Origin of the sequence: Paraburkholderia sp. GAS199 (genome assembly GCF_050436585.1) — a bacterium.
In the GTDB taxonomy this organism is placed as follows: Bacteria; Pseudomonadota; Gammaproteobacteria; order Burkholderiales; family Burkholderiaceae; genus Paraburkholderia.
The window spans coordinates 88,852-98,992 of the sequence record NZ_JBNDMM010000015.1; the positions used below are offsets into that span (position 1 = coordinate 88,852).

Sequence of the window (10,141 nt, forward strand, 5' to 3'; positions counted from 1 at the left end):
CATGACGACTCTCAAGCAAACGCCTTCGCAGACGGTCGGCCCTTACTTCGCCTACGGCCTGTGCCCGCAGCAATACGATTTCGACTTCAAAAGCCTGTTCACGCCGGTCGTGGCCGACCGTGAAGCGGCCGGCGAGCACATCACGATCGTCGGTCAACTGTTCGACGGCGACGGCAAAGCGATCGGCGACGCCATGCTCGAAGTGTCGCAAGTGGATGCGAACGGCCAGTATCCGACCTCGCGCGAAGAAATTCTGAAGAGCGGATTCCGCGGCTTTGCGCGCGTGGGAACGGGAACCGACCCGCACAAGCGCTTCGTGGTGGAAACCGTGAAGCCGGGACGCGCCAATCCGGACGAAGCGCCGCATCTGAACGTGATCGTGACGATGCGCGGCATGCTGCTTCACACCTTCACGCGCATCTATTTCGAAGACGAAGCCGAGGCGAACAGCAAAGACCCGGTGCTGGCCGCCGTGCCGGCGGAGCGCCGCGATACGCTGATCGCGCGCCGCGAGCCCAATACGGCAAACGTCTACCGCTTCGACATTTACATGCAAGGCGATAAGGAAACCGTATTTTTCGACATCTGAAGCGGATTTTCTACACTTTCAGATAGCTTTCACCTACACTGGAGTTGATCCGTTTAGCGACTGGATCGCGAAACTCCGAATTTAAGCCCGCGAATGCGGGCTTTTTTTTCGTCCGTTGGACTAACGGATGGAAGGCGGCTAGCCGTTTTTGCGATCCGTCTGGATAGCGAAACAATCGGGTACGCGCCTCGCGTTTTTAACAGCGGAAGTGGTCGATGCTCTGGCCGGCGTAAATTGCGCGCTTGAGCCAGTCGGGTTTGTCGCCGTGACCGTCCCAGCTATTGCCGAAGGCGTCGCGATATATCACCGCGCGTATCGCGGCCTTATCGGCTTCGATCGACTCGCTCAACGCGTCGAGGGTAATGCTGTATTCGTCCATACGATGACGGATCCAGGCAATCAGGCGCTCGCGCGCATTTCCGTCGAAGTCGAGTTGCCCTTGTTCGTGTCGCACTTTCATAGCGTATCGGATGCGCGGCGATTCACGCGCGCGGTGAAAAAACAAAGGCCTCGCTAAACAACGCGAAGCCTTTGCCGCAATTCAATGGGGAAGTGCAAGTCGAATGCGCGCCCTCTTCCGGTGCGAAAAACGCTCGCATCGGGAATGCATGTCTTTCCAGACAGAGTTCAGGGAATCTACGGTAAATGGTTCGACCTGCGCCGGGTTTCGCCTCGTTATTGCAAGGCGGCTTTAGCGTATGGAAGCCGATTCTAGCATTCAACTTCGACCGTCTGCATTGACCTATCAATAAACCGCCAATCACACGGTTAGCGCCTGATTGACGTATTAACGTGAATGCGCTTTTACCGGCAAACGAATAAAAATGCGGAAAAAAGTGCAGCGCGCATGCTATGTTTATCCCACTGAAGAACGCGCACCGGAGCTGCCGACATGCCCGCCTCAACTGCCATTCTGACCATCCTCGCCGCGCTGCTGCTCGGAGCGATGAGCCCCGGACCGAGCTTCGTGATCGTCGCGCGCAACGCCATCGGGCTCTCGCGCACGGACGGCCTCGCTACGGCGTTGGGCATGGGAATAGGCGGCGTGTTTTTCAGCGGCATTGCATTGCTCGGGCTTTACACCTTGCTCGCGACGGTCGAATGGCTCTATATCGGCCTGAAGATCGCCGGCGGCCTTTATCTGATCTATCTGGCGTCGAAAATCTGGCGGGGCGCGGCGCAACCGCTCGCATTCGAGGCCACGCAAACGGCCACCGGCAACGTACGCAAATCGTTCTGGGTTGGCTTGAGCACACAACTCAGCAATCCGAAAACAGCGGTCTATTACGGCAGCATCTTCGCGGCGCTGCTGCCGCAACACCCGCCGCTGTGGAGTTACTTCGCGCTGCCGCCGGCCATCTTCGCGATCGAAGCCGGCTGGTACACGGTGGTCGCGCTGTGTTTTTCGAGCCGGCGTCCGCGTGAAATCTATCTGACCTGGAAAGCCTGGATCGACCGCGTCGCGGCCGGCGCCGTCGCCGCGCTCGGCTTGCGGCTCGTGCTCACGGCGCACAAAGTCGGCATCTGATCGTGACAGTCGCAGTGACCGTTTTACGCGTATCCCGAAAACAGTTACAAGATAAGTGTTGACGCTCCAGGGCGCCAACGGTTACTGTGGCACTCGAAGTTCAAGAAGTTCGATTGCTGTTCATCAATGTCTCGCTCCCTCAGCGGTATTCGTTGTCCTCTCCCTCCTTGATGCTTCACGCGCTCGTCAATCGAGCAAATTTTCAATTTTTTTACCTCAAGGATTCTTCATGGATACCGGTACAGTTAAGTGGTTCAACGACAGCAAGGGCTTTGGCTTCATTACTCCGGACAAGGGCGGCGACGACCTGTTCGCACACTTCTCCGAAATCAGCGGTGACGGCTTCAAGACGCTCGCTGAAAATCAGAAGGTGAGCTTCGAAACGAAGCAAGGCCCGAAGGGTCTGCAAGCGGCTAACATCAAGCCGATGTAAGTTTGAAGGGCTCGGTGTCCGGCAACGGACATCGGGCTGCAGCGACATCCTCGCGGAGCCTTTTTGCTCCCACAGTTGGCGCGATCGCTTTTTGGCTGCAGTGTGTTCAAAGCAGCTAGCTCAAGCGCCAAACGCCTCGTTGCACCTCATTCTCCCCTCTGGCTTCAACGCCCTTTTTACGCTTTCCGACTGCGTCTGGATTCGCCTCTTCATGGCTTGAATCGGCTGCGCTCGCGCGACCTCGACGAGGCTTCGCACGGCCGGCGCGCACTCGACAATTATTAAAAACATAAAATGCAAAACAAACATATTCATCATTACAACGGCTATGCCGTCCAACCTTCGGCGCATCGTTTGCCCGACGGTAGTTTTTCGTCCAACCTGTTGCTCGAACGTGCCGACAGCGCGCGTGCCGAAGGGCGCTACCAGTTCTATTCGCTCGACTACTTCACGAACGAAGAGCAGGCATTGCAGCATTCGGCGCGCTGGGCGCGTCACTGGGTCGATACGCGCGGTTGAACGCGCTTAAGCGTGGTCGAGCGTTATCGAGCGCGACCACGAGGCGCACCATCCGGCGCGCTTACTAGCTTCGCGTGGATCAACCGGCCGACTCGGCCTTGATCCGCGCGCGCAATTCGAACTTCTGGATTTTCCCGGTCGAAGTCTTCGGCAATTCGCCGAAGCGCACCGCTTTCGGCAGCTTGTAGCCCGCCAGAAAAAGCCGGCAATGCGCAACGATCTCTTCCGCGCTCGCCTCGGCCCCTTCCTTCAGCTCGACGAATGCGCACGGCACCTCGCCCCACTTCGGGTCGGGCATCGCCACCACGGCCGCCACAGCGACCGCAGGATGGCGGTACAAGGTGTCTTCGACCTCGATGCTCGAAATGTTTTCGCCGCCCGAAATGATGATGTCCTTGCTGCGATCGCGAATGCGAATGTAGCCGTCGGGCATGCGCACGCCGAGATCGCCGGTGTGGAACCAGCCGCCGCTGAACGCGGCCTGCGTAGCGCGCTCGTTCTTCAGATAACCCTTCATGCAGATGTTGCCGCGAAACATGATCTCGCCGATCGTCTCGCCGTCGTTCGGCACGGGTTCAAGCGTGTCGGGATCGAGCACGGCGATATCCGCCTGCAAGTGATAACGCACGCCTTGGCGCGCGTTCATTTCGGCGCGGCCGCTGTCGTCGAGCGCGTCCCATTCGTCCTGTTTCGCACACACGGCCGCCGGACCATAGGTTTCCGTCAGCCCGTACACGTGCGTCAGTTCGAAACCGATTTCCTTCATCTTGGCGATCACGGCAGGTGCGGGCGCCGCGCCCGCCACCATCGTCGACACGCGATGAGCGATGCCCTCGCGCCATTGCGCCGGCGCGTTCGCCAGCGCGCTCTGCACGATCGGCGCGCCGCAATAGTGCGTGATGCCTTCGCGACGGATCAGGTCGAACACGGTCTTCGCGTCGAATTTGCGCAGACAGACGTTCACCCCCGCACGCGCCGCGACGGTCCACGGAAAACACCAGCCGTTGCAGTGAAAGAGCGGCAGGGTCCAGAGGTACACCGCATGTTTGGGCATGTCCCATTCGAGGATATTGCTCAGCGCGTTCAGATACGCGCCGCGATGGTGATACACCACGCCTTTGGGATCGCCCGTGGTGCCCGAGGTGTAGTTCAGCGCGATGGCGTCCCATTCGTCGGCGGGCATGGTCCACGCGAACTCGGGGTCGCCCGATTGCAGGAACGCCTCGTAATCGGTGGCGCGCACCAATTTGTCGGCGTCGGCGGGCATGGCATCGGCCACGCTGATGATGCGCAGCTCGGGAAACTCCAGCGCCGCGCGGTGCGCGAGTTCGCCATACTCCGTGTCGACGATCAGCGCCTTCGCCTCGCCATGGCGCAGCATGAACAGCAGCGACGACACATCCAGGCGCGTATTCAGCGTGTTGAGCACGGCGCCGGCCATCGGCACGCCGAAGTGCGCTTCTATCATCGGAGGAATATTGGGCAGCAAGGCGGCCACGGTGTCGCCGCGCTCGATACCCGCCTGCCGCAGCGCGCTCGCGAGACGCCGGGTGCGTTCGTAGGTCTCGCGCCAGGTGCGGCGAATGTCGCCATGGACGACCGCCGTCCGCTCGCCGTAGACTTGCGCGGCACGCACGATGAAATCGATCGGGGTCAGCGGGACATAATTGGCTTCGCGTCGCTCGAGGCCTTCTTCGAACCTGTGCTTCATCGTATCGTCTCCTGATGCGCGGGTCGCGCCGTCGTTTATTCTGTTTGTCCGGCGAGTTCGCCTGATGAGTTAGCCTAACAAGTGTCATGGTGAACTGTCTGTCATTCAAATGACAGAGTGGCGCGCCCCATGATTTCCCGCATCGATCTTATCCGGCAGACTTTGCTTCGCCCGCTATGGACCACACGCTCCCGACTCCTGCTTCCGGCACCCGGCCGCAACGGCTCGCGCATGGCGATCTGCCGCGACTGTTCGCCAGTTGCGCCTGGTTTCGCGCGCTCGCCGACGAGCATCGGGCGCTGGTGCTGGCCAGCGCGCACGCCGAGTATCTGGACGGCGGCGCCTGGATCGCGCGTCGTCAGGAGCCGTCGGACTACTGGATCGGCGTGCATTCCGGGCTCATCAAGCTCGCCATCTACAACGCTTCGGGACGCAGTTGCACGCTGTCCGGCGTGCCGCCGGGCGGCTGGTTCGGCGAAGGCAGTGTGATCAAGCGCGAACTGCGCAAGTACGACGTGGCCGCCATCCAGCCCTCGCTGGTGATGTTCGTGCCCGCCGACACCTTCCACGCGCTGCTGGAAACGAGTTTGCCATTTACCGGCTTCGTGATCCGGCAGTTGAACAACCGCATGGGCGAATTCATCGCGTCGATCCAGAACAGCCGTCTCCTCGACGTCGACGCACGCGTCGCGCAATCGCTCGCGCAGTTGTTCAATCCGGATCTTTACCCCGACACGGGCCGCACGCTGCTTGTTTCGCAGGAAGAGATCGGTCTGCTGGCCGGTGTCTCGCGGCAACGGATCAATCAGGCGCTGCAAAACCTCGAAAAGCTCGGCATGCTGCGCCTCGCCTACAACCAGATCGACGTGCTCGACCTGGAACGCCTGTCCGCCTTCGGACGGGAACAGATCTGATCGGATGCGTTCCCGTTCGCCGGGTTTGACGCGCATTCACGCTTTTTCCATCGCTCGCGGCCGCCGTTTCCACGGAGCGGCCGGTCGTCTTTCGGCTCGCGTTCCCGTCACCCGGATAAAGAAAGCGGCGCTCACGCCGTTATGCGGACTATGCAGCGCAGATTGCAGCCCTCCCCATTCCGAGGCCAACGTACCGTCGAAATCGAGAAATGAACCGTCTGACACTGAAACAGAAATTGTGGGTGCCGTTGCTGCTGTGCTGGGCGGCCCTTCTGATCGTGACCGTTGTGAACGCGTTCGAGGCACGTAACGCGCAAATGGACGCGCGCCGCGCCGATCTGGCCGACGTCACGGACATGGCCGTCTCCATTGTTTCCGACTACGCGAAGCTGGCCGACAGCGGCAAGCTGTCCGTCGACGATGCCAAACAGCAGGCGATCGCGCGCGTCAACGCGCAGCGCTATGGCACGTCGGGCTACGTCACGATCGTGCGCAGCGATTCGGTCATGGTCACGCATCCGATGAGCCCGAAGCTCAACGGCAAAGACATGAGCAGCTTCCGCGACGCCAAAGGCAACGCGCTGTATCACGACATCGCGCAAGCCGGCGGTTCACCCGACGGCGCGGGTTATCTGCGCTACTGGTGGCCCAAACCCGGCGAGACCGCGCCGAGCGAGAAAATCGGCTACGTGAAGCGCTTCGCGCCGTGGAGCTGGGACTTCATTGCCGGCGCCTACATGGACGACATTCAGGCGCAGTTCTATGCCACGCTGGTCCGCTCGGCCGGCATGCTGGTCGTGCTCGGCGTGCTGGTGTCGTTCGTGGCGTCGCGCGTGGTGCGCAACGTTTCCCGCTCGATCGGCGGCGAGCCGTCGAGCGCCGCGGCCATGGCGATGCAGATTGCGCGCGGCGACCTCGCCACGCCCATCGATTTGCGCCACGGCGACACGTCGAGCCTGCTGCATTCGTTGCGCGAGATGCGCGATCAACTGGCCGCTACGGTCGGACGCATCAAGACGTCCGCGGAAACCATCACGGTGGCGTCGAAGGAAATCGCCGCGGGCAATCTCGACCTGTCGAGCCGCACCGAAGAACAGGCGGCGTCACTGCAACAAACCGCCGCCACCATGGACGAACTCACGCGCACCGTCACGCGCAACGCCGACAATGCGGTGACCGCGTCCGGCCTGGCGACGGACGCGTCGAGCATCGCCGAGCGTGGCGGCCGCGTGGTCAACGACGTCGTCGAAAAGATGGCCGGCATTACGGATAGCTCGCGCAAGATCGGCGAGATCATCAACGTGATCGAAGGCATCGCATTCCAGACGAACATTCTTGCGCTGAATGCCGCGGTGGAAGCCGCGCGCGCCGGCGAGGAAGGCCGCGGTTTCGCGGTGGTTGCCGGCGAAGTGCGCAATCTCGCGCAGCGCAGCGCAACAGCCGCCAAGGAAATCAAGGTGTTGATCGACCAGTCGGTCGCGCAGGTCGAGGAAGGCTCCACGCTGGCCGGCAAGGCAGGCACCACGATCGACGAGGTTGTCGGCGCGGTTCGTCGCGTGACGGCTATCGTGAACGAGATTTCGGCGGCGTCGAAAGAGCAAAGCTCCGGCATCGGCGAAGTGAACCTCGCGATCCGTCAGATGGACGATGTTACCCAACGCAATGCCGCGCTCGTCGAACAGGCTGCCGCCGCAGCCGGTTCTCTCGATGAGCAGAGCGAGCAGTTGCGTCATGCGGTGTCGGTGTTCAGAGTTGCCGGATGACAAGAGCGTGGCGCTGAAAACCGCGCCCATAAAAAAAGGTGCCGCGAGCGGCACCTTTTTTACTACGACCAGCTTCTGTTGATGCTTAGAAGCGGTGACGCAGACCGACGGTAGCAGCCGTCTGGTTCTTCGACGACGACGGCAGCTGGTTCACATCGCCGCTGTAGATCGAAGCAACACCGCCGTCACCCATTGCGTGCTGGTACACGGCTTGAGCGTAGACGTCCGTACGACGCGACAGCGAGTAGTCAGCCTGCAGGCCGATCTGGTGATAGCGAACCGATTCCGAATTGCCGTTCGCGCCAACGCCGTAGCCGGTGCCGTCCGTGAACGTGTACGCCACGCCCAGGCCCAGAGCCGGGGTCACGTTGTACTTGCCGTTGACTTCGTAGTTGTTAGCGCGCAGCGATTGGCGTGCGCCCGTCACGTTGTCGATACGCGATTGCGTCCATGCCAGACCGACCGTAGCCGGACCGAATGCGTACGAACCTGCTGCACCGAATTCACGCTGACGGAAGTTGCCGCCCAGACCCAGCACCGAGCCGTCCGAAGCGCCGCCGTTGCTTGCCGTGCCTGCTGCGTTCGTTGCAGCCGGGTTGTTCTGCTGTGCGTAAGCAGCGCCCAAACGCAGGCCTTGCCACTGGTATGCAGCACCGACGCTGTATTCGCGGTTGTTTGCGAATGCGCCAGCCTGGTTCGAGAAGCCGTACGTGCCGCCGAACGAGAAGCCAGCGTAGTTAGCGCTCTGGTACTTGACCGAGTTGTTGACAGCGTAGCCGCCGTTCGTGCTCAGGTTGTCGTTGTTGAACGGGTGAGCGAAGTACGTACCGCCCCAGCTGCCCGTTGCGGTCAGCGGTGCCAGGTAGTCTTGCGCTGCGTCGTATTGACGACCCAACGTGATCGTACCGAATTGTGCGCTCGACAGACCGACGAACGATTGACGGTTGAACATGCCGTTGTTGTTAGCGAACTTGCCGTTGCCGATGTTGAAGCCGCTTTCCAACGTGAAGATTGCCTTCAGACCGCCGCCCAGATCTTCCGAACCACGCAGACCGAACATGCTTTGATTGATGCCGCCGTTGCCAGCCGACCACTGCGAACCGTGGTTCACGTTGCTGGTGTAGGTCAGGCCTGCATCCAGCAGACCGTACAGCGTCACGCTGCTTTGTGCGTGAGCGACGGATGCGAACGATGCGGCAACCGCAACGACGATGAGACTCTTCTTCATGTGGGACTCCTGTTCGAAAGATTTACGCGGGGAGCAAGACTTGCCTCGACAGCGCTGCTTCGCGCCACCGCCCAATTCGACGAACCGCTTCGGCTCGACTGGGCACCCTTGAAACGAAGCGTGAGTGTAGGGGGAGCCCCTGGTAGCAGCGGCGGCAATTCGCACAACAGGATTTTTCGAAATACGCAACAATCGGTAAGGCCTGATCGTTAAGTGATTGTTTTGAATACACTTATCGTGAAATTCGCTAGAAAAATCAGCTGCAATGACGATAAGACTTTTGCAACTTATCAATAATAAAGTTGTGCGTATGCAACACGTTTTAATATGCCTGTCGTAATCGGGTCGGAACGATTCGATATCAGAGACCGAGTTATGCCTTTAAATTAGGCACATGAATCTGCGACAAAATGACGGTCGGAAATTTATTTCAGAATCTCGGGAACTTAATCCGTTTAACAGAATCTCGTTTCCGTGCGGCTTTGTGAATGGGGTTTTGAATTGCGCTGAATTCGCTTGAGAAGCGAGGCGGCGTGCGCAGGTAGGAGAAGCTTTATCGGCGGGACACAGCGGATTTGTCGGCCGCTATCATTTTATTGAAGTGACGCGCGGCGAATTAATGCCGATATCTAAATTGGATTTGATTCAGATAGTAAAGCCTTCAGCGCGGGAATTGCCCGGAGGTAATCTGCGGCGCCAACCGCCGCGTGACAAATCCCGCGCCGAAAGCGAAAGGCAGTTATCACACCGCCCTCCTTATTGCATTAACGGCGAAGCATCGATCCTTTTTACAGGGACTTTCCCTACTTCCGGACGATCGTGCGTCATGGGCTGCTGCGCCTGATGGTGGGCTGTGGCGCCGAGTCTGCCCGCTGGCGTGTGCCCGACGCGCGGACCACTCATCCGCGGCGCCTCGCGACTTATTCACGCTGACGCATGCTTGCTTGTACAAATTGCGCTAGTGCGTCACAGAATTTTCAATGCCCGAAAACGCTGCTGGCGCATAGTCGACTCAGTGTCGATCGAAAGACGAGCGCGGCATTTCGTTAGACGTTCCGGTCAGAAACGGCTCCAGCCCGAAGAGCCAGGCGAAGCAGAACGTCATGCGCGTGAAAGCGCTCGTGCGCTGCGGCAATTCAGTGTCGGCGACAGCGTCTGCTGGCGTGGCCAGCAGGGGCGACGGCGAAACAAAGTCTGCAGCGAAGTCGGTAGCGGTGTGGTTGGGTCGCATGGTGGTTCTCGTTATTGATATGGCTTGTGAACCGACCTTACGCAATCACCGTGCCACGGGTTGGCGTGTTGAATTGCATCCCCAAACGCAAAAACCCCGCCTTTCTGGGCGGGGTTTCTGTTTTCTGCTGGGGAGCCTGACGATTACCTACTTTCACACGGGAATCCGCACTATCATCGGCGTGGAGTCGTTTCACGGTCCTGTTCGGGATGGGAAGGGGTGGGA

The 10,141-nt window shown here is 60.0% G+C and carries 10 protein-coding genes and 1 rRNA gene; 6 read left to right on the forward strand and 5 right to left on the reverse strand.

Going from position 1 to position 10,141, the window contains the following annotated elements:
• The first annotated feature begins 1 nt into the window (after position 1).
• Positions 2–589, forward strand: coding sequence for a protocatechuate 3,4-dioxygenase subunit alpha (gene pcaG / locus P3T18_RS36215; RefSeq protein ID WP_429304754.1), 588 nt, complete (start codon positions 2–4; stop codon positions 587–589).
• A gap of 196 nt (positions 590–785) precedes the next feature.
• Here the strand turns inward: pcaG and P3T18_RS36220 are convergent, their stop codons facing one another.
• Positions 786–1,049: an H-NS family nucleoid-associated regulatory protein gene (locus tag P3T18_RS36220; RefSeq protein WP_429304755.1), complete on the reverse strand. Its 264-nt coding sequence runs from the start codon at positions 1,047–1,049 to the stop codon at positions 786–788.
• Positions 1,050–1,481: 432 nt separating this feature from the next.
• On the opposite strand from P3T18_RS36220, the gene P3T18_RS36225 reads away from it, so the two are divergent.
• From P3T18_RS36225 to P3T18_RS36235, 3 genes are all read left to right on the forward strand, one after another.
• The gene (locus tag P3T18_RS36225) at positions 1,482–2,117 is read left to right on the forward strand and encodes a LysE family translocator (RefSeq protein WP_429304756.1); all 636 of its coding nucleotides are present in this window, start codon (positions 1,482–1,484) and stop codon (positions 2,115–2,117) included.
• 229 nt (positions 2,118–2,346) lie between these two features.
• Positions 2,347–2,550, forward strand: a complete 204-nt coding sequence (locus P3T18_RS36230) for a cold-shock protein (RefSeq protein WP_007178877.1) — start codon at positions 2,347–2,349, stop codon at positions 2,548–2,550.
• A 294-nt stretch (positions 2,551–2,844) separates the two neighbouring features.
• Positions 2,845–3,069, forward strand: a complete 225-nt coding sequence (locus P3T18_RS36235) for a hypothetical protein (RefSeq protein WP_429304757.1) — start codon at positions 2,845–2,847, stop codon at positions 3,067–3,069.
• Positions 3,070–3,148: 79 nt separating this feature from the next.
• On the opposite strand, the gene P3T18_RS36240 is transcribed toward P3T18_RS36235, so the two are convergent.
• Positions 3,149–4,780 carry an acyl-CoA synthetase gene (locus P3T18_RS36240; RefSeq protein ID WP_429304758.1) on the reverse strand — a complete coding sequence of 544 codons (1,632 nt, stop codon included), beginning with the start codon at positions 4,778–4,780 and terminating at the stop codon, positions 3,149–3,151.
• Positions 4,781–4,956: 176 nt separating this feature from the next.
• On the opposite strand from P3T18_RS36240, the gene P3T18_RS36245 reads away from it, so the two are divergent.
• Complete coding sequence (locus P3T18_RS36245; RefSeq protein WP_429304759.1) at positions 4,957–5,694, forward strand: Crp/Fnr family transcriptional regulator; 738 nt, start codon at positions 4,957–4,959, stop codon at positions 5,692–5,694.
• Between the two features lie 209 nt (positions 5,695–5,903).
• Positions 5,904–7,457: a methyl-accepting chemotaxis protein gene (locus P3T18_RS36250; RefSeq protein ID WP_429304760.1), complete on the forward strand. Its 1,554-nt coding sequence runs from the start codon at positions 5,904–5,906 to the stop codon at positions 7,455–7,457.
• 85 nt (positions 7,458–7,542) lie between these two features.
• On the opposite strand, the gene P3T18_RS36255 is transcribed toward P3T18_RS36250, so the two are convergent.
• The 3 genes from P3T18_RS36255 to rrf all read right to left on the reverse strand — a co-directional run.
• Positions 7,543–8,685 (reverse strand): porin, encoded by a 1,143-nt coding sequence (locus P3T18_RS36255; protein ID WP_429304761.1) that lies wholly within the window; start codon positions 8,683–8,685, stop codon positions 7,543–7,545.
• A 1,012-nt stretch (positions 8,686–9,697) separates the two neighbouring features.
• Positions 9,698–9,916, reverse strand: coding sequence for a hypothetical protein (locus tag P3T18_RS36260; RefSeq protein ID WP_429304762.1), 219 nt, complete (start codon positions 9,914–9,916; stop codon positions 9,698–9,700).
• Between the two features lie 134 nt (positions 9,917–10,050).
• A 5S ribosomal RNA gene (gene rrf / locus P3T18_RS36265) occupies positions 10,051–10,141 on the reverse strand; the annotation flags it as partial.

Bases quoted from the DNA above. Each gene is read 5' to 3' on its own strand.
- P3T18_RS36220 (WP_429304755.1), bottom strand. From the start codon at position 1,049: ATGAAAGTGCGACACGAACAAGGGCAACTCGACTTCGACGGAAATGCG.
- P3T18_RS36245 (WP_429304759.1), top strand. From the start codon at position 4,957: ATGGACCACACGCTCCCGACTCCTGCTTCCGGCACCCGGCCGCAACGG.
- P3T18_RS36235 (WP_429304757.1), top strand. From the start codon at position 2,845: ATGCAAAACAAACATATTCATCATTACAACGGCTATGCCGTCCAACCT.
- P3T18_RS36260 (WP_429304762.1), bottom strand. From the start codon at position 9,916: ATGCGACCCAACCACACCGCTACCGACTTCGCTGCAGACTTTGTTTCG.
- P3T18_RS36255 (WP_429304761.1), bottom strand. From the start codon at position 8,685: ATGAAGAAGAGTCTCATCGTCGTTGCGGTTGCCGCATCGTTCGCATCC.
- P3T18_RS36250 (WP_429304760.1), top strand. From the start codon at position 5,904: ATGAACCGTCTGACACTGAAACAGAAATTGTGGGTGCCGTTGCTGCTG.
- P3T18_RS36225 (WP_429304756.1), top strand. From the start codon at position 1,482: ATGCCCGCCTCAACTGCCATTCTGACCATCCTCGCCGCGCTGCTGCTC.
- pcaG (WP_429304754.1), top strand. From the start codon at position 2: ATGACGACTCTCAAGCAAACGCCTTCGCAGACGGTCGGCCCTTACTTC.
- P3T18_RS36230 (WP_007178877.1), top strand. From the start codon at position 2,347: ATGGATACCGGTACAGTTAAGTGGTTCAACGACAGCAAGGGCTTTGGC.
- P3T18_RS36240 (WP_429304758.1), bottom strand. From the start codon at position 4,780: ATGAAGCACAGGTTCGAAGAAGGCCTCGAGCGACGCGAAGCCAATTAT.